General features: G+C 60.8%; 26 protein-coding genes. 15 read left to right on the top strand and 11 right to left on the bottom strand.

Features of this window, described 5'->3' with window-relative positions; genetic code table 11:
• Nucleotides 1-21 precede the first annotated feature (21 nt).
• Entirely contained in the window at nucleotides 22-1,554 is a 1,533-nt protein-coding gene (locus tag Q0859_RS01785) for a DUF2125 domain-containing protein (protein WP_299147149.1), read from the bottom strand.
• Nucleotides 1,555-1,684: 130 nt separating this feature from the next.
• Here Q0859_RS01785 and Q0859_RS01780 point away from each other — a divergent pair, with 130 nt between their 5' ends.
• The 3 genes from Q0859_RS01780 (at nucleotide 1,685) to Q0859_RS01770 (ending at nucleotide 3,283) form a co-directional block, all read left to right on the top strand.
• Entirely contained in the window at nucleotides 1,685-2,437 is a 753-nt protein-coding gene (locus Q0859_RS01780; protein WP_299147148.1) for an SDR family oxidoreductase, read from the top strand.
• Nucleotides 2,434-3,042: an enoyl-CoA hydratase/isomerase family protein gene (locus Q0859_RS01775; RefSeq protein ID WP_299147147.1), complete on the top strand. Its 609-nt coding sequence runs from the start codon at nucleotides 2,434-2,436 to the stop codon at nucleotides 3,040-3,042. The genes Q0859_RS01780 and Q0859_RS01775 overlap by 4 nt, the downstream gene beginning before the upstream one ends.
• Before the next feature lie 64 nt (nucleotides 3,043-3,106).
• On the top strand, nucleotides 3,107-3,283 hold the full coding sequence (locus tag Q0859_RS01770; protein ID WP_299147146.1) for a hypothetical protein: 177 nt from the start codon (nucleotides 3,107-3,109) through the stop codon (nucleotides 3,281-3,283).
• 1 nt (nucleotide 3,284) lies between these two features.
• Here Q0859_RS01770 and Q0859_RS01765 read toward each other — a convergent pair whose 3' ends face one another.
• Nucleotides 3,285-3,590, bottom strand: coding sequence for an HNH endonuclease (locus Q0859_RS01765; RefSeq protein ID WP_299147145.1), 306 nt, complete (start codon nucleotides 3,588-3,590; stop codon nucleotides 3,285-3,287).
• Between the two features lie 75 nt (nucleotides 3,591-3,665).
• Here Q0859_RS01765 and Q0859_RS01760 point away from each other — a divergent pair, with 75 nt between their 5' ends.
• The gene (locus Q0859_RS01760) at nucleotides 3,666-4,997 is read left to right on the top strand and encodes a mechanosensitive ion channel domain-containing protein (protein WP_299147144.1); all 1,332 of its coding nucleotides are present in this window, start codon (nucleotides 3,666-3,668) and stop codon (nucleotides 4,995-4,997) included.
• Complete coding sequence (locus Q0859_RS01755) at nucleotides 4,994-6,172, top strand: TIGR03862 family flavoprotein (RefSeq protein ID WP_299147143.1); 1,179 nt, start codon at nucleotides 4,994-4,996, stop codon at nucleotides 6,170-6,172. Before Q0859_RS01760 ends, Q0859_RS01755 begins: the two co-directional genes overlap by 4 nt.
• 16 nt (nucleotides 6,173-6,188) lie before the next feature.
• Here the strand turns inward: Q0859_RS01755 and Q0859_RS01750 are convergent, their stop codons facing one another.
• Entirely contained in the window at nucleotides 6,189-6,779 is a 591-nt protein-coding gene (locus Q0859_RS01750; RefSeq protein ID WP_299147142.1) for a glutathione S-transferase family protein, read from the bottom strand.
• 157 nt (nucleotides 6,780-6,936) lie between these two features.
• Here Q0859_RS01750 and Q0859_RS01745 point away from each other — a divergent pair, with 157 nt between their 5' ends.
• A complete protein-coding gene (locus Q0859_RS01745) occupies nucleotides 6,937-7,353 on the top strand; it encodes a GFA family protein (RefSeq protein ID WP_299147509.1) in 417 nt (138 codons plus the stop codon).
• Between the two features lie 95 nt (nucleotides 7,354-7,448).
• Here the strand turns inward: Q0859_RS01745 and holA are convergent, their stop codons facing one another.
• From holA to Q0859_RS01725, 4 genes are all read right to left on the bottom strand, one after another.
• The gene (gene holA / locus Q0859_RS01740; RefSeq protein WP_299147141.1) at nucleotides 7,449-8,450 is read right to left on the bottom strand and encodes a DNA polymerase III subunit delta; all 1,002 of its coding nucleotides are present in this window, start codon (nucleotides 8,448-8,450) and stop codon (nucleotides 7,449-7,451) included.
• Entirely contained in the window at nucleotides 8,447-8,914 is a 468-nt protein-coding gene (gene lptE / locus Q0859_RS01735; RefSeq protein ID WP_299147139.1) for an LPS assembly lipoprotein LptE, read from the bottom strand. Before lptE ends, holA begins: the two co-directional genes overlap by 4 nt.
• Nucleotides 8,915-8,916: 2 nt before the next feature.
• Nucleotides 8,917-11,454, bottom strand: a complete 2,538-nt coding sequence (gene leuS, locus Q0859_RS01730) for a leucine--tRNA ligase (RefSeq protein ID WP_299147508.1) — start codon at nucleotides 11,452-11,454, stop codon at nucleotides 8,917-8,919.
• Between the two features lie 90 nt (nucleotides 11,455-11,544).
• Nucleotides 11,545-12,003 carry a DUF3576 domain-containing protein gene (locus tag Q0859_RS01725; RefSeq protein WP_299147138.1) on the bottom strand — a complete coding sequence of 153 codons (459 nt, stop codon included), beginning with the start codon at nucleotides 12,001-12,003 and terminating at the stop codon, nucleotides 11,545-11,547.
• Between the two features lie 292 nt (nucleotides 12,004-12,295).
• Here Q0859_RS01725 and Q0859_RS01720 point away from each other — a divergent pair, with 292 nt between their 5' ends.
• Nucleotides 12,296-13,288, top strand: coding sequence for a porin (locus tag Q0859_RS01720; protein ID WP_299147137.1), 993 nt, complete (start codon nucleotides 12,296-12,298; stop codon nucleotides 13,286-13,288).
• Between the two features lie 126 nt (nucleotides 13,289-13,414).
• Nucleotides 13,415-14,071, top strand: a complete 657-nt coding sequence (locus Q0859_RS01715) for a YggS family pyridoxal phosphate-dependent enzyme (RefSeq protein ID WP_299147136.1) — start codon at nucleotides 13,415-13,417, stop codon at nucleotides 14,069-14,071.
• On the opposite strand, the gene Q0859_RS01710 is transcribed toward Q0859_RS01715, so the two are convergent.
• The gene (locus Q0859_RS01710; protein ID WP_299147134.1) at nucleotides 14,072-14,566 is read right to left on the bottom strand and encodes a L,D-transpeptidase family protein; all 495 of its coding nucleotides are present in this window, start codon (nucleotides 14,564-14,566) and stop codon (nucleotides 14,072-14,074) included.
• A gap of 33 nt (nucleotides 14,567-14,599) precedes the next feature.
• The gene (gene ribA, locus Q0859_RS01705) at nucleotides 14,600-15,688 is read right to left on the bottom strand and encodes a GTP cyclohydrolase II (RefSeq protein ID WP_299147133.1); all 1,089 of its coding nucleotides are present in this window, start codon (nucleotides 15,686-15,688) and stop codon (nucleotides 14,600-14,602) included.
• 188 nt (nucleotides 15,689-15,876) lie between these two features.
• On the opposite strand from ribA, the gene Q0859_RS01700 reads away from it, so the two are divergent.
• A complete protein-coding gene (locus Q0859_RS01700) occupies nucleotides 15,877-16,563 on the top strand; it encodes a response regulator transcription factor (RefSeq protein ID WP_299147132.1) in 687 nt (228 codons plus the stop codon).
• A 223-nt stretch (nucleotides 16,564-16,786) separates the two neighbouring features.
• Here Q0859_RS01700 and Q0859_RS01695 read toward each other — a convergent pair whose 3' ends face one another.
• A complete protein-coding gene (locus Q0859_RS01695; RefSeq protein WP_005851393.1) occupies nucleotides 16,787-16,993 on the bottom strand; it encodes a cold-shock protein in 207 nt (68 codons plus the stop codon).
• 290 nt (nucleotides 16,994-17,283) lie between these two features.
• Here Q0859_RS01695 and Q0859_RS01690 point away from each other — a divergent pair, with 290 nt between their 5' ends.
• From Q0859_RS01690 to Q0859_RS01675, 4 genes are all read left to right on the top strand, one after another.
• Nucleotides 17,284-18,072 (top strand): exodeoxyribonuclease III, encoded by a 789-nt coding sequence (locus tag Q0859_RS01690; RefSeq protein WP_299147129.1) that lies wholly within the window; start codon nucleotides 17,284-17,286, stop codon nucleotides 18,070-18,072.
• Between the two features lie 64 nt (nucleotides 18,073-18,136).
• Nucleotides 18,137-19,054 (top strand): thioredoxin, encoded by a 918-nt coding sequence (trxA, locus tag Q0859_RS01685; RefSeq protein WP_299147128.1) that lies wholly within the window; start codon nucleotides 18,137-18,139, stop codon nucleotides 19,052-19,054.
• Nucleotides 19,055-19,081: 27 nt separating this feature from the next.
• The gene (locus Q0859_RS01680) at nucleotides 19,082-19,723 is read left to right on the top strand and encodes an LON peptidase substrate-binding domain-containing protein (protein ID WP_299147127.1); all 642 of its coding nucleotides are present in this window, start codon (nucleotides 19,082-19,084) and stop codon (nucleotides 19,721-19,723) included.
• Nucleotides 19,720-19,896, top strand: a complete 177-nt coding sequence (locus Q0859_RS01675) for a Trm112 family protein (RefSeq protein ID WP_299147126.1) — start codon at nucleotides 19,720-19,722, stop codon at nucleotides 19,894-19,896. The genes Q0859_RS01680 and Q0859_RS01675 overlap by 4 nt, the downstream gene beginning before the upstream one ends.
• Before the next feature lie 34 nt (nucleotides 19,897-19,930).
• Here the strand turns inward: Q0859_RS01675 and Q0859_RS01670 are convergent, their stop codons facing one another.
• A complete protein-coding gene (locus Q0859_RS01670; protein WP_299147124.1) occupies nucleotides 19,931-21,157 on the bottom strand; it encodes an FAD-dependent monooxygenase in 1,227 nt (408 codons plus the stop codon).
• Nucleotides 21,158-21,237: 80 nt separating this feature from the next.
• On the opposite strand from Q0859_RS01670, the gene Q0859_RS01665 reads away from it, so the two are divergent.
• Together Q0859_RS01665 and Q0859_RS01660 are read left to right on the top strand one after the other, a co-directional pair.
• A complete protein-coding gene (locus Q0859_RS01665; RefSeq protein WP_299147123.1) occupies nucleotides 21,238-22,566 on the top strand; it encodes an amidase family protein in 1,329 nt (442 codons plus the stop codon).
• Between the two features lie 213 nt (nucleotides 22,567-22,779).
• Nucleotides 22,780-23,961 (top strand): aminotransferase class I/II-fold pyridoxal phosphate-dependent enzyme, encoded by a 1,182-nt coding sequence (locus Q0859_RS01660; protein ID WP_299147121.1) that lies wholly within the window; start codon nucleotides 22,780-22,782, stop codon nucleotides 23,959-23,961.
• The last annotated feature ends 2 nt before the right edge of the window (nucleotides 23,962-23,963 follow it).

The following is a 23,963-nucleotide window of genomic DNA, read 5'->3' as shown; positions in this document are numbered from 1 at the left end:
CCTCGGCTCGTGCCAGTAAGTTCAGCGAATGCGCTGCCCATTGGCCAGCACGTGACCTTGATCGTTCACTTCGATGCGGGAATTGAGCGTGTCTGCCCCCTCACCGGGCACCGCAAACAGGCCCATCATCATGCGGGCCCCCATTGCCTGATCTTCGGGCAACAGGCCCATGCCGACCAGCTTGTCCAGCAGCCCGTTGCCGCCCACAAGTTGCAGATCGACGCCACCTTCGGGACGGGGCAGCCCGTCAAAGGTGGTCAGATCGGTGTTGTCGAAGACGAAATCGCCCGAGCCGGTCAGCTTGGCCCCTGCGGCGTCGATGTTCAGCGTGTTGAGTGTCAGCGCGTTCAACTCCCCCGGCACCGCGCCGGCTTCTTCGAGCACAACGGCCTGATCGGGATCAAGGAAGTCAAACAGCACCTTGGCCTTGCCCGACAGATCCACCGCGATTGTGGCAGGGTCGCGGGGCAGTTGTGCGCTTGGATCAAACAGCGACCAGATCACGTCGGACATGGTGAAATCGCTGAGGGTCAGGCCAAGGCCGAAATCCTGTTCTTCGGGTGATTCTTGCAAGGGCATCAGGATTTTCGTGCCCAACTCGGCTGCGTTGAAGGACAAGGGCAGGGGAAAGGCGGTGACCAGCATGTTTATCGCCACATTGCGCTGCACAATGTCATAGGCCAGTCCCATCGTCCCCATATTCAGGGCAATATCGGCCCCTTGGGACACACCGTTGATGGTGCCGCTGCCATCGGGGTTGGTGAAGGCCACGTCATAGGTGCCGCTTTGGGTGGAGAAGGTCCCGTCATAGGCAAACCCGTTGTCGAGCATTGCATCAAGATCCTGCACGTCGGTGTTCAAAGGCAGCGCGCCGCCGCCGTCAAATCCAAGGCCCTGCATCGCCCCGACCAGCTTGACCGACCCTTCGCCATCGGGGTCAGTAAAATTGACGCTGTAGTCGACCGAAGCAAAGGACGTCACCTGCTCAAAGCTGCGCACATCGCCAATAGTGGTGTCGGTGGTATAGCTGATGTCGTTCATCGTGACGTCAACCTGGGCGGTCTCGCTGCTCAGGGTGGTGCCGTCCACGGTGATCTCTCTGATCCCCATCTGTGCGGTTGTGGCACCGTAAACATAGCGCAACGCGCTTGGATCACCTGTGGCGATCATGCTGTGGCCCGTCTGGGTGAAGTCCACAATCACGTCGATCTGTTCGTCGGTTTCGGTGTCAAAATTCATGTTGAACGCAGTGGTCGCAGGCAATTCGATGGAGACCGACCCGTCGCCCTGTTCGACAAAGCGCAAGGCCTCAAGTGTGACGTCCATCACCCCGTCGCCAGCATCGCCGTCCATATCGACGCTCATCACCACATCGCTGACGGTCAGCGTATCGCCCGCCATGACTTCGGACCCTGTCACGCTGTACCCGGTGCTGGTCATGTAGGATTTCCAATCCGCCCACACCTCGGCAGCGGTCAGGTCGGCAAGGGCGGCCGTGGCCGGCAGGCACAGCGCAATTGCGGTGCTGTGGGTCAGGCAGGAAATACGGGGCATACAAGAATCCTCAATTCACAATTTGGGTGCATCGTCTGCCGTTGGGGTCAGAGCGTCAAGGCCACGGGGTGGACGTAAGGCGCTGCCCAGCCTACCACAAGGCAGACTGTGCAAGGAGTGGGATAGTTTGATGCAGGATATGTCAGGAAAGTCTGTTTTGATCACAGGTGCCAGCCGGGGTATCGGAGCTGAAACCGCACGCGTGTTCGCCAAAGCGGGCGCGCAGGTGGCCTTGGTGGCCCGCGGTGCCGACGCCATTTCGCAGCTTGCGACCGAGATCGGTCCCCAAGCCATTGCGATCCCCTGCGACGTCAGCGACTTTGCAGCGGTCGAGGCGGCGGTGGTCCAAACGGTGCAGAATTTTGGCGGGCTGGATGTGCTAATCGGTAATGCGGGGGCTATCGAGCCAATCTCGCATATGGCCAGTGCCGACCCGGACGCGTGGTCTCAGGTGATCGACATCAACCTGAAGGGGGTGTTCTACGGGATGCGTGCCGCCTTGCCCGTGATGCTCAAGGCGGGGGGTGGGAGCATCCTCACGATCAGTTCGGGCGCGGCTCATGGCCCGGTCGAGGCATGGTCGCACTATTGCGCTTCCAAGGCTGGGGCGGCGATGCTGACCGCCTGCGCGCACAAGGAAAACGCTCAGGACGGCATCCGCGCGATGGGCCTCAGCCCCGGTACGGTCGCCACGGAAATGCAACGCGAGATCAAGGCCAGCGGGATCAACCCGGTCAGCCAGCTGGACTGGTCCGATCACATCCCCGCTGATTGGGTGGCCAGGGCATTGCTGTGGATGTGCAGTGCCGATGCAGATGGGTGGATCGGCACCGAAATTTCGCTGCGTGATCCCGACATTCGGGCGCGGGTTGGCCTCGCGTGATTGAGGCGGACACAGACGGGCCGATCTGGACGTTGACAATCAACCGTCCCCACAAAGCAGGTGCCCTGACGGAAGCGATGCTGCAAGAGCTGGTCGCACGCTGCGGCGCGGCCAAGGATGCACGCGCCCTGATCCTGACGGGCACGGGCAAGGTGTTCAGCGCGGGTGCAGATCTGGATGCGGCAAAATCCGGGTTGGCGGTCTCTCCTTTGTGGGAGGCGCTGTCGGGCACTATCGCCGCATTGCCCTGCCTGACAATTGCGGCGCTGAACGGGACGGTGGCCGGTGGTGCAAACGGGATGGTGCTGGCCTGTGACATGCGGATCGCCGCTCCGGGCACCAAGTTTTTCTATCCGGTGATGCGGCTTGGGTATCTGCCCCAACCCAGTGATCCGGTGCGCATGACGGCGCTGGTCGGGCCTGCGCGGACCAAGATGGTGCTGCTGGCGGGACAAAAGATTGATGCAGCCACCGCGTATCAGTTTGGGCTGGTTGACGAAATCGTTGACGATGGGGATATGACGGCGCGCGCGCGGGCACTGTGCAGCGATGTGGTGAGTGCCGGTGCCGCGACGGCACGGGCTATCAAAGGGCTGTGCCCCTGACCCCGCACCCGTTCTGCGAGTAGTATGAAGTCGAAAAATGTGATACGATTCGAGGGCGTTCCAGATGGCCCGAGACACCCATATCATACGCCCTGCGCGCCCCACCCGCCCTGCGAGGGCTGCGCCGAAACCGCTGACCCGCCCGGAGCGTGTAGCGTTACTGGCCATTTTTGCCTTGGGCAAGGTGGCACATGATCTTGACAACAAAGCCGCCGTGCCCCCGATCAAATCACGCCGCTGACCTAGCGTTTGCGCCGCTTGCCCGGCACCTTTGAGGCAAAGCCGGGCGGGCGCTTGGCTACCCACGCAAAGAATTTGGCAAGGCGAGGATGGGCGCGCAATGCCTCTGGCGTGGTATAGTCGCGGGCCAGTTCCGCTTCCGTCAGCGTTGCGTGAACTTCGCGGTGACAGATGTGGTGCAACAGCACTGTCGGGCCGCCCTTGCCACCTTTCAGTTTTGGGATCAGGTGATGCAGGCTTTGGGGGGCGTCCGCCGGAATGGGGCGTTGGCAAAGCGGGCACAGGGGGGCAGTCTTTGGGTCGGACATTGGTGTGATCCCTTGCGTGGACGGGCTCGGACATGACAACTGGTCCAAGACGTGCATCAGACAAGGGGTCGGGGCGTGGAGTTTGATCTGGAAAGCCAGCCTGAGATTGTGCAAACCATCGCAGGCTATGTCATTCAAGCGTGGGAATTGGCGCTGACATGGCTGCTGAGTCCCGCGGCCTGGTCCCAGTTCGGTGTGCTGATTGTGGCCTACGTCATTGCGGTTCTGGTGACGCGCCGCCTGCGCCCGACATTGGCCCAACTGCTTGATCCCGGCCCAAGCAATACCGTGATCGCCAGGGCCCGCCGGTTTGTTGCACAATTCCTGCCGCTGATGCTTGCCCTGCTTGCCTATATGTTCACAGCCATGGGCGAGGCGATTGTCCGCTCGATCTTTGACTCCGGCGCGGTCATCGCCTTTGGCAAGCGTGTGTTCATGTTTCTGGCGGTGCGGGCGCTGGTGCGTGACATCATCACCGATCCGTTCCTCAAATTGCTTGGCCGCTATGTTCTGATGCCGATTGCGGCGCTCTATGCGGTGGGTCTGCTGGCCCCGGCGATGGTGCAGCTTGAGGCAACTGTCATCCCCCTAGGCAACCTGTCATTCAACCTGTTGTGGTTGCTCCAATTCGTAACCGTTGCGGGCGTCATCTTCTGGCTTGGGCAGTGGTCCAATTCACAATCAAACGAGTTCATCCAGAAACAGGAAGAAATGCGGCCCTCGCTGCGCCAGCTGGTGACGAAGGCGGTCGAGTTCCTGATCTTTGGCGTCGCGTTTCTGGTGTTGATGAACATTATGGGCATCAACCTGTCCGCCTTGGCCGTATTGGGCGGTGCCATCGGGGTCGGGCTTGGTTTTGGGCTGCAAAAGATCGCATCGAATTTCATCTCGGGCGTGATCCTGCTGGTCGAAGGGCAGGCGACGGTGGGCGACTATGTGGAATTGGATGGGGGCGAATCCGGGACCATCGTGAAGATGACGGCGCGGGCGGCGATCCTCGAGACCTATGACGGGCGGTGGATCGTTGTCCCGAACGAGGATTTCATCACCACTCGCGTGGTCAACTATTCCGACAGCGGATCGGCCAACCGCTATGAGGCACCGTTTTCGGTGAGCTATGACACGGATATCAATGCGATCCCTGCGCTGATCGAAGCGGCGGTGGCCACGCATCCCGAAGTGCTGGATGCGCCCTATCCACCCGATTGCGAGTTGCGCGGGTTTGGCGACAGCGGCATCAATTTTGCGGTTGAATTCTGGGTGAACGGCATCGATGACGGCCCGAACAAATACACATCCGACGTGCTGTTCCTGATCTGGAACGCGCTCAAGGCCAATGACATCACCATTCCGTACCCGCACCGCACGGTCGAGTTGACGGGCGAATTGCGGACCCGCGCCGAATGAAAAAGGTGGCAGTGATCGGGGGCGGACCCGCGGGGCTGGCCGCAGCCGAAGTGATGGCTGAGGCCGGTTTGGCCGTCACGATATACGAGGCCAAGCCGTCCTTGGGTCGCAAGTTTTTGATGGCGGGCAAATCTGGGCTGAACCTGACCCATGCGGCGGCGTTGCCTGATTTGATGCAGGGGTATTCGGACGCGGCCCCTTGGCTGTATCCCGCTGTGGCCGCATTCGACAGTGATGCCATTGTCGCCTGGGCCGAGGGGTTGGGCCAGGAGATGTTCACCGGTACCACCGCGCGTGTCTTTCCGCGTGCGATGAAAGCCTCACCCTTGTTGCGGGGATGGCTGGCGCGGCTGGAGAGCCTTGGCGTCGTGTCAAAAACCCGCTGGTCCTGGACCGGATGGGAGGGTGAGACCTTGCACTTTGACACCCCCGACGGGCAGCAAAGCGTTGCATGTGATGCGGTGGTGCTGGCCCTTGGTGGCGCAAGCTGGGCGCGGTTGGGATCGGACGGGGCGTGGGCGGATATTCTGGGCGGGGCGGGCGTGCCGCTCAGCCCGTTTGCCCCCGCCAACGCCGCGATTTGGGTCGAATGGTCGCCGCATATGGACGGCCATGTGGGCAAGCCCCTCAAAGGTGTGGCGTGGCGTGCGGGGGACCATCGCAGTCGCGGCGAAGGTGTCGTGTCGCGTCGTGGGCTTGAAGGTGGCGGGCTTTATTCCGTGTCACGCGGTGTGCGCGAAGGTGCGCGGTTGTTTGTCGATTTGCTGCCGGACCTCAGCGTGGACGAGGTCGCCGCACGTCTGGCCCGTCCGCGCGGCAAGACGAGTTTCGCCAACCATCTGCGCAAGGTGCTGAAGCTTGATCCGCTCAAGATCGCGCTGGCGCAGGAATGGGGGCGTCCATGGCCCGAAGGGGATGTGGCGACAGCGCGGCGCCTGAAAAAGCTGGCGGTGGCCCATGTGGGTTTGCGTCCGCTGGACGAAGCGATTTCGACGGCAGGCGGTGTCCGTGCGGAGGCACTTGGTCCCGATTTGATGTTGCGGGCCGCTCCGGGGGTGTTTTGCGCCGGTGAGATGCTGGATTGGGAGGCCCCGACAGGTGGCTATTTGCTGACCGCCTGTCTGGCCACGGGTCGTCACGCGGGGCGCGGTGTTGTGGACTGGTTGGCGGGCTGAAGACCGCCTTACAGTGTCAGTGTGCGGCGGCTGCACGAAAGGCGGGGCGGGCGCGCAGTCGTTTTGTATAGGCCTTGACCGTCTCGGGGATCGGTGGAAAGCCCGCGCCAAATGCCCAGCCAAAACAGTGGACCGCCAGAAGGTCCGGCAGCGTGATCTGATCGCCCATGATGAAGTCGCCCGCAGCATCAAGCGATGCGGCGAAGGTGTCGGCGGTGCGCGCAAACTCCTGTTTCAGGGTGGGTTTGACATCAGCCGCGCGCAGATGTTCGGGCAGAACAAAGCTGTGTTTGGCATAGGTCCACAGGATCGCGTCCATCTCGTCGATCAACCATAAGGTCATTGCATCCTGTCGTGCGCGTTCCGGGGTGCCAGCGGGGGCCGTGAGTTTGCCGTGCTTGTCGGCAAGATAGGCCATGATCGCCACGCTGTCGGTCAGTACATTGTCGCCATCGACCAGGGCCGGGATCTTGCCTAACGGGTTATACGCTCGCGCCTCGTCCGAACGCGGGGCGGCGAGCGTGACCTCGTAGTCCTGACCCAGTTCGTCGAGCATCCACATGACCCGAAAGGCGCGGCTTTTGACGGTTCCGATAACGCGGTACATGACGGCCCCTTTCGGCTGACAGCAGTGGTGCGCACGATTGCAGCGTGGCGTGCCGGATGCAAGCCGGTGACAGAACCTGTCAGCATTGCCCTCTAGGGTGTAGGCTCTGACGAAAGAGCGTTTTTAGGAGATAGCTATGCCTCATTCTGGTTCGTGCATGTGTCGTGCGGTGTCGTTCAATGTCACCGCACCCCTGGCGGAAACGGGGGCATGCCATTGCGCGATGTGCCGTAAGTGGTCTGGGGGCGTGTTTATGAGTGTGGCCGTGCCCGAAGGCGGGATGGAGGTTGAGGGCGCTGAAAACCTGACGGCCTATGCCTCGTCTCCATGGGCCGAGCGGGTGTTTTGCAAGCTGTGCGGGTCGAGCGTGTTTTACCGTGTCACTGCGGACGGCCCCATGAAGGGCGAGATGCATGTGGGGCTGGGGACGTTGGATGATGTCTCTGATCTTAGCTTCAACAGCGAGATATATATTGACCGCAAACCGGCGATCTATGCCTTTGCTGGCGAGGGTCGCACGCTGATGACCGAAGCGCAGGTTGTGGAATTGTTTGGAGGGGTTGTGCCTGACTGACACGTGCGGTCTGCCACCCCCTTTTCTTTGAGGGGCTCTGCCCCCGGCCTGCGGCCTCCCCTGCGGTATTTTTGGTCAAAAGAAGATTGAGGGTCTCAGCGCCGGGCCAGCATGGCCAGCCGGATGAATGTCCGTTCCACCAGCGCCAAGGCCGGCGCATGTTGACCTGCCGAGCGTAGTTGCAAATCTGTGTCTGTCAGTTCGGTCAATGCGGTTTCAAGCTTGACCGGGCCCCAGGCGCGGGCCTGCGCCATCATCTTGTCCCGGTTCGGACCCCAAATCTGGGGCCGCCCTGAGGTATCGGTCGCCGCGCGATGTAATGTCCGAAAGTGACGCATGGCCCCGATGCATAAGGTCACCGCGTTCACCCCTTGGGCTTGCAGGCGCTGCATCACCGGGCCGATGGCCGCGGCCTGTCCGTCTGCGACGACCAGCAGCACATCATCCACGTCCGCCTCGATTGACACCGGGGCGCAGGCAGCGATGTCATCGGCATTGAGCGGGGTTATGTCGTTGAGCTTGTAGAGCCCGATCTTGGTCAGCGTCTGGCGAAAATCCCCCGGTTCGAGATCGCGCGCCAGATCCATCAGGCTGTGCATCGCATCCTGAGGGGCGTCGTTAATGCCTGCGGCCTTGAGGTCACGCTCAATCTCGTCCCGGGTGGGGGGGGTGTCGTAGATGCCGACCGCATAGGCGGATGCGTGCCCCTCAAACGCCTTGCGCAGTTTCGAGGTGGGTTTGAGGTTTCCGGCGGTTGCGATGATTTGGGCATCGCCCGGTGCCCACGCGGCCAGGGCGTCGATCACGATGGGGCCTGTGATCTCGTTCACATCCTCGATCAGCGCCACGCGGAGGCCGGGGAAAAAGCCGATAGCCTTGACCGCATCCAGCAACAGCGCGGGGTCCTTGCGGGCTTCGCTGGCGGACATCCGGGTCAGCCGCATCTCTTCTTCGCCGGTGGGGCCAATCAGGGCGGCCACGACCTGTTGCCGCTTGAGCGCGATGCGCATCCCGTCCGCGCCAAAGATCAGCAGACCAGCCGCATCGGCGTCAGGTTTGGCAAAATAGCTGGCGGATTGTCCGGCCGAGAGTTTCACAGATCGCCGGCTTGCAGTTGCAACACGATCTGGTCCGCAAGGATCGTCATCAGCCGCTGCGTGGCATCGCGTTGCGCGGCCACCGTTGCGACGTTGGTGCCTGTCGCCGAATAGCCCACGAAATTGTTCACCCGGTCCGAGCGGATCACAGCGCCCGTGCCCGTGTCCGTCAGCGTGTAATTCGCCCCACCAATCAGATGGAAGCGCCGTACATCCCCGTCAGGGTCGATGGCGCGTGATTGCAGCGCGGCCGACAAGCTGACCGCAAGCCGATAGGCCGGATCGCCCGCGCGCCCCAACCGCTCTTCAAGCCGTTGGACCAGCAGAAACCCCTCGCGGTCATTGGGCGGGTCAATCTGAACCCGGTTTTGCAATGCCGTGCCCGACCCGTTCGGTCCGTAGACGGGTTCGAACCCGCAGGCTGCGAGTGTCAGGCAAAGCAGAGCGGTTTTGAGCCAGTGCATGTTCAGATCACCACGTTGACGATGCGCCCCGGCACGACAATCACCTTTTTGGGTGATCCGCCATCCAGCGCCTTTTGCACAGCTTGGGTCGCAAGCGCCTGCTTTTCAACCTCTGCTTTGTCGAGGTCTGCGGGTACCGTCAGTTCGCCCCGCCGTTTGCCGTTGATCTGGATGGGCAGGGTGACCGTGTCCGAGACCAGCATTTTTTCATCCGCGACCGGCCATGGCGCGGTGGTGACCAGCCCTGCCCCGCCTTGATGCGCCCAGATGTCTTCGGCCAGATGCGGCGTCATGGGGGCCATGAGTTGCGCAAGCGTCATAATCGCCTCGCGTTGGGCTTTGTGGCTGGCCTTGGATTTCTGCAAGGTTGCGGTAAAGCCGTAGAGTCTGGCGATGGCGGCGTTGAACCCAAAGGATTCGACCCCGAGCGTCACGTCATGGATCGTCTTGTGCATGGCGCGCAGCAGGTCGTTGTCGCCCTCGCCGCTTGCCTCCTTGTCCATTGCGCCGATCCGGTCGCAGATGTTCCAGACGCGGGTGAGGTGTTTATAAGCCGCCTCGGCCCCCGACGCCGTCCATTCCACGTCCCGTTCGGGCGGGCTGTCGGACAACACGAACCAGCGCGCCGTGTCCGCCCCGTAGGACGCGATGATCCCAAGCGGGTCGACTACGTTCTTTTTCGACTTGGACATTTTGGCGGAGGGGATGATCTCGACCTCGGTGCCGTCGCTGAGTTTGCCGTCTGTCACGTCCTCGGGCAGGTGATAGACGGGGCGGCCCTTGTCGTCCTGGGTCAGGTATATCTCGTGCGTGACCATGCCTTGCGTGAACAGTGCATCGAACGGTTCCTCACAGCCCTGCGGCAGGTGCCCCGTGATCCGCATCGCCCGTGCAAAGAACCGGGAATAGAGCAGGTGCAGGATCGCGTGCTCAATCCCCCCGATATACTGGTCCACGTTCATCCAATAGGCCGCATCATCCAAATTGGTGGGCGTGTCGGCGCGCGGCGCAGTGAAGCGGGCAAAATACCACGAGCTGTCCACGAATGTGTCCATCGTGTCCGTCTCGCGCTTCGCCGGTTTGCCACAGGACGGGCAGGGGGTGTCGCGCCACGTCGGGTGACGATCCAGCGGGTTGCCGGGGATGTCGAAGGTCACGTCGTCAGGTAATTCGACCGGCAGGTTTTCCTTTTTCTCCGGGACTACGCCGCAGTCCTCACAATGCACGACCGGAATGGGACAGCCCCAATAGCGTTGGCGCGAAAGGCCCCAGTCGCGCAGGCGGTATTGGGTCTGGCCCTCGCCCAGATCATGCGCCTCGAAATAATCAATGGTGGCGTCGATGCCGTGTTGGCTGGTGGTTTCGGTGATGCCTGCGAAGTGGTCGATATAGACGACCGTTTCGGTCTTGGCGGGCACGAGGGCTTCGCTTTCAACCTCAACCGGGTTGCCGGGCATGTGAAAGGCGTTGCGCACGGGCAGGTCGTATTTGCGCGCAAAGTCCAGATCGCGCTGGTCGTGGGCTGGGCAGCCAAAGACTGCGCCGGTGCCATAGTCCATCAACACGAAATTGCCGATCCAGACGGGCAGTTCGACGCCGTCATAGACCGGGTGTTTGACGCGCACGCCCGTGTCGATCCCTTTCTTTTCGGCCTTTTCCATCGCCGCTTCGGTTGTGTCCATCTTGCGGCACTCATCGATAAAGGCGGCAAGGTCGGGGTTGTCGGCCTCAAGCGATTTGGCAACCGGGTGATCGGGCGAGACAGCGATGAAGGACGCGCCGCGCATCGTGTCGGGGCGCGTGGAATAGCAACGGATCGTGCCTGCGTCATCGGTGCGCACGAAGGGGATGTCGATGCCCCGGCTTTCGCCGATCCAGTTTTCCTGCATCAGCCGCACCTTGGCGGGCCAGTTGTCCAGCCCATCAAGGGCAGATTTCAACTCGCCCGCCATGTCGGAGATCTTGAAGAACCACTGGGTCAACTCGCGTCGTTCGACCTCTGCCCCCGAGCGCCAGCCCTTGCCGTCGATGACCTGTTCGTTGGCCAGCACGGTCATATCGACCGGATCCCAGTTCACCTGCGCATTCTTGCGGTAGACAAGACCGGCCTCAAGAAAGTCGAGGAACAGGGATTGCTGCTGGCCGTAATATTCGGGATCGCAGGTAGCGAACTCGCGGGACCAGTCGATGGACAGTCCCAAGGGTTTCATCTGGCCGCGCATGTCCGCAATATTGTCATAGGTCCACGTCTTGGGATGGCCGCCAATGGCCATGGCCGCATTTTCGGCAGGCATTCCAAAGGCATCCCAGCCCATCGGGTGCAGCACATTATGCCCGGTAGCGAGCTTGTAGCGCGCGATCACGTCGCCCATCGTGTAGTTGCGCACGTGGCCCATGTGGATGCGTCCCGACGGATAGGGGAACATCTCGAGCACATAATATTTGGGTTTGTCCGCGCTGCGACGGGCCTTGAACACATCGGCCTCTTCCCATGCCTTTTGCCAGCGGGCTTCGATCTCGGGCGGGGAATAGGTGGGCATGGGAAAACTGATCCTGATCTTGGACATGAAAACGCCGGGCTGGTGGGCCCGGCGCTTGTCATAGTGTGGAATAGAAGGCGCGAAAAGGGGCTAGAGCCGGTTGTCCGCAATCCGCAACTGACGGGCGCGCGTCAGGATCGCATCCTCGACGGCGCGCACGGCGGCGGCACTGGCCGGGCCATTGCGGGTTTGCAATGCGACGTTCAGCGACCGGGCATCAAGGGCCGGGTCACTGATCAGCACGGTGGCGCGGTAAGCGCGTCCGCCACTGGGCGGGGTGCCAAATCCGGTCACAATCACGCCGGTGAACGGGTCGACCGTCTGAATGGGCAGAAAGTCCAGAACCTGGATCGAGGCGGACCAGATATATTTGTTAACTTTGACGATCGCTTCCTGATTGCGGCGTGAGCGCAATGCCTCGCCCAGAGTCGTACCCCCCGCACCCTGTCGAACCCGGGCGATATCGCTGTCGGTATCGATGTCGGTCGACCCCGGTGATGTAAAGGTTTGGCCACATCCTGCCATCGCCACCAAGGCGCACAGCAGCAATGCGTGCCTCGTAAAGCGTCCTTTAGACTGAGAAATACCCATGAACCTGCCCCGCAACGTCAATTCTTTGCGCCTGTGATAGACAAGTTGAATTCACCCCGCAAGGCGCAGACGTGATGGGTGCCCATAGAGAGTGTCAGACGGACTGTGGCAAAGCTGCACCAACCATGGCGGAATTAAGGTGTGGGTTCATGCGTTGCTTGAGGTGTGCGGTCAAATGAGTGAAACACCTCTCATCCCCTCACCGGATTCCCCGGTTAGGGCGTGTGAATTGAAAACCGAGGGAAAACTCATGAAAAAAGTTCTCTTTGCTACAACCGCTCTGATCGCCACAACCGGCATGGCAGCAGCGGAAATCAGCTTTGGCGGCTTCGGTCGTTTTGGCTTGTTCTATGATGATGGTGCGGACGAAGATGTACGGATTGAACAGCGTTTCCGTCTGACAGCGACCGGCACAACCACGTCGGACAACGGCCTGGAATTCGAAGGTCGTATCCGTTTCCAGACAGACGATAATGCTGACGGCACAGGCAGCGTTGCGAACAACTCCGCAGCTGGCTTCGCTGTGTCCACAGGCGGTCTCCGCTTGGACGTGGGCCACGTTTCCAACGTGATCGACTCCGGTGACGTTGTTAACTACTACGGCTTCGGCGTTGGTTTGACATCGTTCGCTGAACAGTCGTCCGGCATCGGCCTGCCAACTACTGGCTTCGGCACAGGTACAGACGACATTCGCCCAACAGTGAAACTGCGTTACCAAGTGGGTGACTTCACTGTGTCGGCATCGTTGACAGACGATCTGGAGACCACAACAACCGACACAGCTGCGGGTACATCCACGCTGGTTGAAGACGACACCGAGTATCAAATCGGTTTCGGCTATAACTTCGGCAACTACTCCGCCGGTGTTGTGTTCGGTACAGAAGAGCAGGACACAACTGTCACAACAGTTGCAACAGGCGCTTCCGTGACAACACAGACAGTCGACAACGACTTCTGGGCCCTGTCCTTTGACGGTGAGCTGGGCGCATTCGCGTTCTCGATCCTGATCGCTGACCAGGACAAAAACGACGACACATCGTACGGCTTCTCGGTCAAGTACGACGTTGGCGCATCCACAGACATCCGTTTCGCTTTTGCTGACTCGGGTAACGATGCAGACGACGAAACAGTCGCAATCGGCTTCCAGCACGGTCTGGGTGGCGGCGTGTCCCTGCGCGGCGGTGTTGGCCAAGCGACAGACGGCGACACAGTTGCTGACCTGGGTGTGGTCTTCAACTTCTAAGAGTTGAACACATCTGAAGTTTTGGGGCGGGCCTTTGGTTCGCCCCTTTTCTTTTGCGCCTCTTTCGTCCGCTGGAATGGGGTGTTAATTCGGTGCCACAGGTCCTTACAGCCAAAGGTACGCGCCATGTCCCTCAGCGAAATCAAACGGCAAATTGCCGATGCCGAGGCCCAAGCAGACCGTGCCCCCGGCTCTGTCACTCTGATCGCTGTCAGCAAGGTGCAGCCCAATGAACGCGTTGCGGCTGTCCTCGATCAAGGCCACCGGGTCTTTGGGGAAAACCGGGTGCAGGAGGCCGCAGGCAAATGGCCGGATTTCCGCGAGACCTATGGTGACATTGATGTTCACCTGATCGGGCCGCTGCAATCCAACAAAGTCCGCCAGGCGATGGAACTGTGTCAGGCTATCCACGCGGTCGATCGCCCCAAACTCGCCAAGACCATTGCCCGTGTAGCCCAAGAGATTGGCCAATGCCCCGATCTGTTTATTCAGGTAAATACCGGGGAGGAGGATCAAAAAGCAGGCGTCCTACCGACCGAGGCAGATGCGTTCGTGGCCGAGTGCCGCGCGCTTGATTTGCCGGTGCAGGGATTGATGTGCATCCCCCCAATCGATGAAGAACCATCGCTGCATTTTGCACTGCTTGCCAAGATTGCGGCGCGTAATGGCCTGTCGGGGCTGTCCATGGGGATGAGCTCGGATTTCGCATCGGCAATCGCGCTTGGGGCAACCCATGTGCGGGTTGGGTCCGCAATCTTTGGCGCGCGTACCACGCAGGGCTGATCAGCGCACGATCAGCCGTGTCTGATAGGTGATCCGTGGCGCAATCCAAGCCAAATGCTGCGGATCGAGGCCGATGCACCCCTCGGTCGGATAGCCGGGACGCCGCCAACGGTGAATGAAGATGGCGGAGCCGCGCCCTGCCACCGCATAGGGCCAGTTCCAATCTGTCAGGATCACCAGATCGTATAACGGGTCTGCGCGCCTCAAAGTTTCGTGGCTGTGCGCATAGGGACCCCGAACCATTTGATTATAGTCCTCTGCCTTTGGGTCATCAGACCACAGATCGCCCGGCCGGATCGGAACAGCCCAATCCGTTGGGGGTGCGATCCGATCCGGGCGAAACAGCATCCCGACGATCCGGTGGGTGCCCGTCGGTGTCGCCCCGTCGCCCTCTCGCTTGCGCGCAGAAATGCCGCCGCGTCCGATGGTGCAGGGAAACAGACGGCCACCAAAGCGCAGACCGCGGGGGGTCAACACAAGATCATATGGGGTCATGCGCACGTAAGGCGCACGTGTCGTGCGCCCCTCTCACAGCAAATGCCCCGATTTGGCGGCTTTGGTCGCCAGATAGTCCCGATTGAATCGATTTTCGCCAACCTTCAGGGGGACGCGTTCGGTCACCTGCACCCCGCTTGCCTCCATCATGGCCACCTTGGTGGGGTTGTTGGTCAGCAGGCGCACAGACGAAAAGCCCAGTGACTTCAAAATGTCAGAGCCGAGGCGAAAGTCCCGCTCATCATCCTCAAACCCAAGGCGGTGATTGGCCTCGACCGTATCAAAGCCCTGGTTCTGCAACGCATAGGCCCGCATTTTGTTGGCCAGACCGATGCCGCGCCCCTCTTGGTTGAGGTATAGCAGCACGCCGGTGCCCTCAGCCCCCATTTGTGCCAACGCGCCGCGTAATTGCGGGCCGCAGTCACATTTCAGGCTGCCCATGACATCACCGGTGAAACAGGCCGAATGCAATCGGGTCAGCACGGGCGCGCTTCGGTCAGGGCGACCGATTTCAATGGCGTAATGTTCCTCGCCCCCGTCCTCGGGACGGAACACATGGAGCCGCCCGGCCTCGGACGCGTCAATCGGCAGGCGGGCATGCACGACCGGATGCAAGGGGCTGCCTGTCGTCATTAAGGGCACCACCAGCGCTAGTGATACCGCCGTCAGCCCGTATTCCATCGCTATCGCAAGGCCGTCCGTCACCTGCGCGCACAGGGCCGCCGGCAGTAATCGGGCGGATTTGCACAACTGGATGGCCGTTTTGTGGGGAGTCGCATCGCCGCCGCGAACACTGTTGAGCGGACCTTTCATGGGTGTATTCAGATCGTCGGCGGGGTCCGCAAGCGCCTGCAACCAGGTCAATGTGGCATCCCGCGGCAGCGTAATCCGCGCGACATCACCGTCATAGGCCCGCGCCTTGAGGGTTTCTGCGCGTCGCCCGCTCAGCGCCAGAACGCTCTCCCCGTCCAGCGTGCGCATGGCCACCAACCGCTCTGTCGACAGCGTTTCGACCGGAACTACGACCATGCTTGGCGTGCCCAAAAGGACCACGGGCACACCCATGCGTAGGTCAGCACGTGCGCGCGCGAGTGTTTCGATGATGTCGGGGGCGAGGCCCATGTTACAAAATCCAAAATCCGTTACACCCGACATACGCAAAACCCCCCGGAATTGAAACAATTGCCGTGATGCCCACACATGGGCGTGAGACAAACTGTGAAAACTTGCTCAAATCGCTGCGGACCCTCATCTATCTTTCAACACGAAGCCGGGGACCGCGTCTCCGACAAGAGAAGGAGACGGGACCGATGGCACAACTCAAGAAGATTCTGCTGGTCGATGATGACGAGGATCTGCGCGAAGCGCTGAGCGAACAGCTTATCATGACCGAGGACTTCGATGTCTTCGAGGCGGGCAACGGTCAGGACGCGTTGATCAAGGCCAAGGAAGCGATTTATGACCTCGTGATCCTTGATGTGGGTCTGCCCGACACAGACGGACGCGAATTGTGCCGGGTGATGCGCAAGCAGGGCGTGAAGTCCCCGATTTTGATGCTGACCGGCCATGACACCGATGCCGATACCATTCTGGGCCTTGATGCGGGCGCGAATGATTATGTCAGCAAGCCCTTCAAATTTCCTGTTCTTCTGGCCCGTATCCGCGCCCAGCTGCGCCAGCACGAGCAATCCGAGGATGCCGTGTTTACCCTTGGGCCATACACGTTCAAGCCCTCGGTCAAGATGCTGATCACCGAGGACGACAAGAAAATCCGCCTGACCGAGAAAGAGACGAATATTCTCAAGTTTCTCTACCGTTCAACCGAAGGCGTGGTGGCGCGCGATGTGCTTTTGCACGAAGTGTGGGGGTATAATGCGGGGGTGACGACGCATACACTTGAGACCCACATTTACCGCCTGCGCCAGAAAATTGAACCCGATCCGTCAAATGCGCGCCTTCTTGTGACCGAATCCGGTGGGTATCGTCTGATAGCCTGACATTGATCTGGACCAGCACTCCACCTTTTGCGCTGATCCAGGTTCATTCCAGATACCCGCGCATGTCGGGGCCGCGTTGCGGCAAAACATGCACCTCCCTGTTGGACTTGCCCGGGCCGCGTGCCCGGGCCTTTTTTTGTCCGCCGACCGGACACGAAAAAGGCGCACCCGGATGGATGCGCCTTTCTGAAGTCCTGGTGGCCCGGATTGGGCCGGCGTTGGCTTATGCCAGTGCGATGTTCGACGCGCTTTCGCGGCCATCACGGCCGGCTTCAATGTCGAATGTCACTTTTTGGTTGTCTGCCAGACCTGTGAGGCCGGCGCGCTCAACCGCAGAGATGTGTACGAACACATCTTTGCTGCCGCCGTCGGGCGCGATAAAGCCGAAGCCTTTAGTTGTGTTGAACCATTTGACTGTACCAGTGGCCATGTCATTTTTTCCTTTTCAAGTACTGCCCGCAGAATGCGGCAGGTCGGCTAAGTCAGAACAAGATCGCAAGACTGAGCCGATGAAAGGAGCAGTGAGGTCGATAGTGGTAACGTCGCACCGCCCACATAGGCCCCGTTTCATATAATAGCAAGGGCGACGTACGCGGCCGATTGCAAGCGGCGCATTCCCGCCAATGCCGATCCGTATCACAATGCGCTTCATTCGGGCTGGTGCCGCTCCATGGGGCGGGCTAGGGTCTGCCCGCCCTACTCGGACCGGAGTCTGCCAATATGCCCTTCACCCTCGCCACCTGGAACATCAATTCAGTGCGCCTGCGCGAACCGATTGTCCTTAAACTGCTTGAGGAACAAGCGCCGGACGTTCTGTGCCTACAAGAGTGCAAGAGCCCGGTCGACAAGATCCCCCGCGAGGGGTTCAACGCGCTCGGCTACACGCACATGGTCGCACGTGGCGACAAAGGCTATAATGGTGTTGCGATCCTGTCCAAACTGCCGATGGAAGAGGCCGGAGCCGAAGACTTCGCCGCACTCGGTCATGCGCGGCACATCGCAGGCCGTCTGGAGAATGGGGTCACCATCCACAATTTCTATGTCCCTGCGGGCGGTGACGTGCCGGACCGCGAAAAGAACATCAAGTTTGGCCAGAAGCTCGACTACCTGACCGAAATGCGCGACCATTTTGCCGCATCCAAGCCCCAAAAATCCATCCTCGTCGGCGATCTCAACATCGCCCCGCGCGAGGATGACGTCTGGAGCCACAAGCAACTCCTCAAGATCGTCAGCCACACCCCGATCGAAGTTGATCACCTGAGTGCAGTTCAGGATGCGGGCGACTGGGTGGATGTCACCCGCAAGGATATCCCCGAAGGGTTGCTCTATTCCTGGTGGTCCTATCGCGCCAAGGATTGGGATGCCGCCGACAAGGGGCGCCGCCTTGATCACGTGTGGGCGACCTCCGATATTGCCGGTGTAGCTCATTCCAGCCGTGTGTTGCGCGATGTGCGCGGTTGGGAAAAACCAAGTGACCACGCCCCGGTCTTTGCCACCTTTGACCTTTGAATGACCTTTGATTCCGGGGCGCGGGGGTCCATATAACCCCCAAGCCAAGAATGAGGATGAAGTGATGATTGATTTGGGACTGTCCAGTGGGCCCGCTGATGCCGACCTGATCAAGGATGGATCAGAGGCCACCTTCATGGCCGATGTCGTCGAGATGAGCCAGACCGTGCCCGTTATCGTGGACTTCTGGGCCCCGTGGTGCGGACCGTGCAAGACCTTGGGCCCCATGCTTGAGGATGCCGTGAAGGCGGCCAAAGGCGCGGTCAAGATGGTCAAGGTCAACGTGGACGAGGCCCAGATGATTGCGGGCCAGTTGCAGGTGCAATCCATTCCGACGGTCTATGCTTTCTGGAAAGGACAGCCGGTTGATGGGTTTCAGGGCGCGCAGCCTGGATCGGAAATCACCGCTTTCATCGAGCGTGTCATCAAGGCATCCGGTGGCGAGGCCCCCGGTGACGGCCTGAATGATGCGGTTGAGGCGGCCGAGGACATGCTGAGCGAAGGGGCGGCCGTTGATGCCGCACAAACCTTTGCGGCCATTCTGGGCGAAGAGCCCGCCCATGCGGGTGCCTATGGCGGACTGGTGCGCGCCCATATCGCGATGGATGATCTGGATCAGGCCGAGGCGATCCTGAATGGGGCCCCTGCCGAAATCTCGACCGCGCCCGAGCTGGAGGCGGCACACGCCCAGTTGCAACTGGCGCGCCAAGCCGCAGATGCAGGCCCGGTGGCCGAATTGCGCGCCGCGGTCGAGGCATCTCCGGACGATCTGCAAGCGCGTTTCGATCTGGCTCAGGCCCTGCACGCGAGTGGAGACGCCGAGGCGGCGGTGGACGAATTGCTGACGATCTTTGGCAAGGACAAGGAATGGAATGACGGGGCTGCCAAGGCGCAATTGTTCACCGTGTTCGATGCACTCAAGCCCAACGACCCGGTCGTGTTGAACGGGCGGCGACGTTTAAGCTCAATGATATTTGCCTGAGCCACTTGGCGGGCTAGCTGACACTGTATGATCAAGGTGAATGACCTTCCCGGAGCGATCCCGGTATTTCCTCTGCCGGGCGCGCTGCTGTTGCCGCGATCCCGATTGCCCCTCCATATTTTCGAGCCGCGCTATTTGCAGATGATGGATGATGCGCTCAAGACACCGGGGCGGCTGATCGGAATGGTGCAACCCAACGAGATCGCAGGGCGGTCCGGATCGGGGCTGCATACCATTGGCTGCGCGGGCCGGATCACGCAGTTTTCCGAGACTGAGGACAATAGATACCTGATCACGCTGTCGGGTATCTCCCGCTTCCGGGTGGTCAACGAAGTCGAGGGGTTCGCGCCTTATCGCAAATGTGAAGTGAACTGGAACGGGTTTGACCGGGATAGGGGCAAGACCGAAGAGGACGTGCGCTTTGATCGGCCGATGTTTCTTGATCTTTTGGGCCGATACTTTGATGCGAGGTCCCTCTCTGCCGATTGGGAAACGCTGAAGGATGCGGAGGACGAGTTGCTGATCAATTCGCTGTCGATGATGCTGGATTTCGACCCCGAAGACAAACAGGCGCTGCTGGAAGCGCCCTCACTCAGTACCCGGCGTGAAACGCTGGTGACACTGATCGAATTTGAAATGCGCAGTGGTGAAGGGGATATGATGCAATGAGTACAGACGTGGACCGTCGGATGCTGGAAGCGCTGATCTGTCCGCAGACCCACGCGACACTACGCTATGACGGGGCGGCGCAGGAATTGATCTCGGACAGTGCGCATCTGGCCTATCCGATCCGCAACGGGATCCCTGTGATGCTGGTGGATGAGGCGCGCAAGATTGACTGACACCCCTGTAAGGCGGACGTGTCGTCCGCCCTGTTTACAAGGATTGCCCTTTCATCAACCGGGGCAAATCGCCTGTCAGCCCCGCCGCTTCGCGAATGAAGCTGCGCCGCAGGCGGGGCAGGGCATTGACGAGGGCCATACCGATGTCACGCACACCGCGTACCACGGTGTTATCGTTTGAAAACAGCTTGTTAAAGCCGTCTGTGGCCACGGCGAGTGCCGTGTTGTCGAACCGGCGCCATTGCTCGTAACGGGCCAGAACGGCCGCGCTGCCAAGGTCTTCGCCGCGCCGGGTGGCATCGGTGATCACTTCGGCGAGGGCGGCGATATCACGCATCCCTGCATTCAGGCCCTGACCTGCGATGGGGTGCACACCGTGAGCGGCATCCCCGATCAGCGCCACGCGATCCGCCACCAGATGCGCGGCAAGCGACAGGGACAGTGGATAGCTGAAGCGCTGCCCGGCAAGGCTGATCTCGCCCAGAAAATCGCCAAAGCGTGGGCGCAGCATGGTCAGATAATCCTCGTCCGAAAGTGCTTCAAAGGCGGCAGCATTCTGGGCTGTCTCGCTCCAGACAATAGAACTCACATTGCCGGGCAAGGGCAGGATCGCAAGCGGGCCCGAAGGCATAAAGAACTGGTGGGCAATGCCGTTATGTGGCTTTTCATGGGCAATGGCGCAAACCAGCGCGGTTTGTTCATACCCCCACCCGGTGCGCTTGATGCCCGCGCGTGTGGCGGTGCCGCTGCCACGTCCATCTGCGCCGACAATCATGCGCCCTGTCAATGTCCTGCCAGACGCCAATGTAACCGATGCGCCGCCCGCCACGATTTGCTGGCTCGTCACCGTTTCGCCTGCCAGATGTGCCACACCGGATGTGTTCGACATCGCGTCAAGCAAGGCGCGGCGCAGGTGGCGGTCTTGCACCATGTGACCCATCGGCCCTTCTTCGATCTCGGCGTGATCAAAGTGCATGAAAAAGGGGGAGGGGCCTTGGCCTGCGCGCCCGTCGGACACTTTGATCTCAAGAATGGGTTGGGTCTGTTCTGCGATACTGTCCCACACGCCGATCCCGTCGAGCAGACGTTGCGAGGTCAGCGCCACTGCATAGCTGCGCCCGTCAAAGGCGGCGTTCTTGCGCACCTTTTCGTCAAGGGCGTCAATCACCGTCACATCGTGTCCCGTCTGGGCCAGGGCAATGGCAAGGATCGGCCCCGAAAGCCCGCCGCCGATGATCAGGATGTCGCTGTCATATTTCATGCTGTGCAATATGGGCGCGTTCCAAGGATTGTCCATGCGTTGCGACGTCGCTACCGTCGCCCTGACTGACGGAGGATGTGATGCAAGAGTGGTTAAGCAAAAGCGCGAGTGATCTGGGGCGGGCCATTGGCGCGGGCGAGATTGATCCGGTGAACCTTGCGCATGCGTTTTTCGACCGCATCAACGCCCATCCCTTGCGTGACCGGATCTATGCGCGCGTGACCGAAGATCGCGCGATGGCCGAAGCGCAGGCCGCCTCCGACCGCACCAAGACGGGCGCGCGCCTGTCGCCGCTGGACGGGGTGCCGCTGAGCTGGAAGGACCTGTTTGACACCGCAGGGGTCGGAACCGAAGCGGGATCAAAGCTGTTGGTGGGCCGCGTGCCGGACGCGGATGCGGTCGCGTTGCGCAATGCGACGGCCATGGGGCTGGTCTGTCTGGGCAAAACGCATATGAGCGAGTTGGCGTTTTCGGGGTTGGGCTACAATCCCTCCACCGCGACGCCGCCTTGCGTGAATGATGATGCCGCGGTGCCGGGGGGGTCATCGTCCGGTGCGGCGGCCTCGGTCGCGTTTGGGCTGGCCCCGGCGGCGATCGGGTCGGATACGGGCGGGTCCGTGCGTATTCCGGCGGCATGGAATGATATGGTGGGCCTGAAAACGACTGCGGGTCGTGTCTCGATAGAGGGCTGTGTGCCGCTGAGCCTCAAATTCGATACGGTGGGCCCATTGACCCGCACGGTCGAGGATGCCGCCGCACTGCTGGCCATTCTGGAGGGAGGGCGTGTTGCCGATTTGCGCGGCGCTGATCTGCGCGGTAAACGTTTTGCGGCACTTCAGACCGTCGTTCTGGATGATGTCCGAGACGCCCCTATGGCGGCCTATCAGTTCGCGCTTGAGCGGTTACGGGCCGCAGGGGCCACTATCGAACCCCTTGAAGTGCCTGAAGTTGTCGGTGCGATGGAGAATACAGGCCCCTTGCTGCCCGGCGAAGTCTATGGGCTGTGGCGCGATGTGATCGAGGCCAACCCGGATGCGATGTATTCCGAAATTCTGGAGCGTTTCCGTCTTGGAGGGGCCTTCAGCGCGCCGGACTACAATGCAGCATGGGCGCAATTGGACGCTGCGCGGGCCGCATGGGATGCCGCCGCTACAGGCTTTGATGCCATCCTTGCACCGACGGCGCCGATCCTGCCCCCGAACCTCGAGCGATTGAATGCTGATAGCGCGTATTACAAAACCGAGAACCTTTTGGCCCTGCGCAACACCCGGATTGGCAACCTGATGGGTATTTGCGCGCTGACCTTGCCAACGGGGGTACCAAGTTGCGGTATCATGCTGATGGGTGCACCCGACTGTGAAGAGGCGCTGCTGCGCGTCGGTGTCGCGGCAGAGGCCGCATTGGCGTAATCCCAAGGACGCGTGCCGCGACGCGATGTTTAAGGGGGGCCAGCCCCCGTCCTTGCGGACTCCCCCCGGCATATTTTTGGTACAATGAAAGGTGCGTGCTGGCGGATTTGCCACAAGCTGTGCATTTGGCGTGGTTTTTCTGGACGAGAGTCAGGGCCATGGGGTAGGATTGCGTAACCGGGGCGCAAATGATCCCGAACCTGAGGCAGTTTTATGAAGTTTCCCGAGCGGTTTTCGAACCTTCCGGCTTATGCGTTTCCGCGTTTGCGCGAACTGTTGGATGTGCATGCACCCGGTGGTGATGTTGTTCATATGACCATCGGTGAGCCCAAACACGCCTTTCCGGCTTGGGTCACGGATGTGATTGCGGAGCATGCGGCGGGTTTCAACAACTATCCGCCGAACGAAGGTATCCCCGAGTTGCGTGCGGCGTTTTGCGACTGGTTGGCTCGTCGCTATGGCGTAACCATGGACGCGGACGCCAATGTGATGCCGCTGAACGGGACCCGCGAGGGGCTTTATAATGCGGGTATGGCCTTGTGCCCTGAGGTCAAGAACGGCCAGCGCCCTGCGGTGCTGATGCCCAATCCGTTTTATCAGGTCTATATGTTGGCCGCGATTTCGGCTGGGGCGGAGCCTGTGCTGGTGCCTGCCACGGCTGCGACGGGGCATTTGCCGGATTATGCGTCTGTCGACCCCGCGATTTTGAACCGCACGGTCGCCTGCTACATGTGTTCGCCCGCCAATCCGCAGGGTGCTGTCGCGGGTGCGGAGTATTGGCGGGATCTGATTGCGCTGGCCGAGCGTTATGATTTCCAGATTTTCGCCGATGAGTGCTATTCCGAGATTTACCGCGATGTCCCGCCTGTGGGTGTTCTGGAGTGTATCGGCGATGCAGACCCCGAGCGGGTTGTGGCGTTTCATTCGCTGTCCAAGCGGTCGAACCTGCCGGGCTTGCGGTCGGGTTTCATTGTTGGCGGGCCTGCCACCATTGCCGAGGCCAAGCAGTTGCGCACCTATGCGGGCACACCTTTGCCCACCCCGCTGCAACATGCGGCTGCTGCGGTTTGGGCGGATGAGAACCACGTGATTGATAACCGCGCGCAGTATCACGAGAAATACGACATGGCCGACCGCATCCTTGGGCGCGTACCGGGATACAGCGCGCCCGAGGCCGGTTTTTTCCTTTGGCTGCCGGTCGAGGATGGCGAGGCGGCGGCACTAAAGCTGTGGCAAGCCACGGGGGTCCGGGTCTTGCCCGGCGCGTATCTGGCGCGCGAAATTGATGGGGTGAACCCCGGTGACACATATATCCGGGCGGCACTGGTCGCCCCAAAGGCACAGACGGAGCGGGGGCTGATGGCCATTCGCGACACGCTCTATGCCGCGCAATAACG

The sequence above is a fragment of the uncultured Tateyamaria sp. genome (genome assembly GCF_947497045.1).
Lineage (GTDB): Bacteria > Pseudomonadota > Alphaproteobacteria > Rhodobacterales > Rhodobacteraceae > Tateyamaria.
This window is presented reverse-complemented; position numbering and strand designations above follow the sequence as displayed.

Excerpts from the sequence above, each read along its gene's own strand:
- Q0859_RS01665 (WP_299147123.1), top strand. The coding sequence starts at position 21,238 with ATGCAAGAGTGGTTAAGCAAAAGCGCGAGTGATCTGGGGCGGGCCATT.
- Q0859_RS01780 (WP_299147148.1), top strand. The coding sequence starts at position 1,685 with ATGCAGGATATGTCAGGAAAGTCTGTTTTGATCACAGGTGCCAGCCGG.
- trxA (WP_299147128.1), top strand. The coding sequence starts at position 18,137 with ATGATTGATTTGGGACTGTCCAGTGGGCCCGCTGATGCCGACCTGATC.
- Q0859_RS01695 (WP_005851393.1), bottom strand. The coding sequence starts at position 16,993 with ATGGCCACTGGTACAGTCAAATGGTTCAACACAACTAAAGGCTTCGGC.
- Q0859_RS01750 (WP_299147142.1), bottom strand. The coding sequence starts at position 6,779 with ATGTACCGCGTTATCGGAACCGTCAAAAGCCGCGCCTTTCGGGTCATG.
- Q0859_RS01700 (WP_299147132.1), top strand. The coding sequence starts at position 15,877 with ATGGCACAACTCAAGAAGATTCTGCTGGTCGATGATGACGAGGATCTG.
- Q0859_RS01745 (WP_299147509.1), top strand. The coding sequence starts at position 6,937 with ATGTGTCGTGCGGTGTCGTTCAATGTCACCGCACCCCTGGCGGAAACG.
- Q0859_RS01770 (WP_299147146.1), top strand. The coding sequence starts at position 3,107 with ATGGCCCGAGACACCCATATCATACGCCCTGCGCGCCCCACCCGCCCT.
- Q0859_RS01720 (WP_299147137.1), top strand. The coding sequence starts at position 12,296 with ATGAAAAAAGTTCTCTTTGCTACAACCGCTCTGATCGCCACAACCGGC.
- Q0859_RS01690 (WP_299147129.1), top strand. The coding sequence starts at position 17,284 with ATGCCCTTCACCCTCGCCACCTGGAACATCAATTCAGTGCGCCTGCGC.
- Q0859_RS01660 (WP_299147121.1), top strand. The coding sequence starts at position 22,780 with ATGAAGTTTCCCGAGCGGTTTTCGAACCTTCCGGCTTATGCGTTTCCG.
- Q0859_RS01765 (WP_299147145.1), bottom strand. The coding sequence starts at position 3,590 with ATGTCCGACCCAAAGACTGCCCCCCTGTGCCCGCTTTGCCAACGCCCC.
- Q0859_RS01710 (WP_299147134.1), bottom strand. The coding sequence starts at position 14,566 with ATGACCCCATATGATCTTGTGTTGACCCCCCGCGGTCTGCGCTTTGGT.
- Q0859_RS01715 (WP_299147136.1), top strand. The coding sequence starts at position 13,415 with ATGTCCCTCAGCGAAATCAAACGGCAAATTGCCGATGCCGAGGCCCAA.
- Q0859_RS01680 (WP_299147127.1), top strand. The coding sequence starts at position 19,082 with ATGATCAAGGTGAATGACCTTCCCGGAGCGATCCCGGTATTTCCTCTG.
- ribA (WP_299147133.1), bottom strand. The coding sequence starts at position 15,688 with ATGGGCCTCGCCCCCGACATCATCGAAACACTCGCGCGCGCACGTGCT.
- Q0859_RS01675 (WP_299147126.1), top strand. The coding sequence starts at position 19,720 with ATGAGTACAGACGTGGACCGTCGGATGCTGGAAGCGCTGATCTGTCCG.
- Q0859_RS01755 (WP_299147143.1), top strand. The coding sequence starts at position 4,994 with ATGAAAAAGGTGGCAGTGATCGGGGGCGGACCCGCGGGGCTGGCCGCA.
- leuS (WP_299147508.1), bottom strand. The coding sequence starts at position 11,454 with ATGCCCACCTATTCCCCGCCCGAGATCGAAGCCCGCTGGCAAAAGGCA.
- Q0859_RS01785 (WP_299147149.1), bottom strand. The coding sequence starts at position 1,554 with ATGCCCCGTATTTCCTGCCTGACCCACAGCACCGCAATTGCGCTGTGC.
- lptE (WP_299147139.1), bottom strand. The coding sequence starts at position 8,914 with ATGCACTGGCTCAAAACCGCTCTGCTTTGCCTGACACTCGCAGCCTGC.
- Q0859_RS01670 (WP_299147124.1), bottom strand. The coding sequence starts at position 21,157 with ATGAAATATGACAGCGACATCCTGATCATCGGCGGCGGGCTTTCGGGG.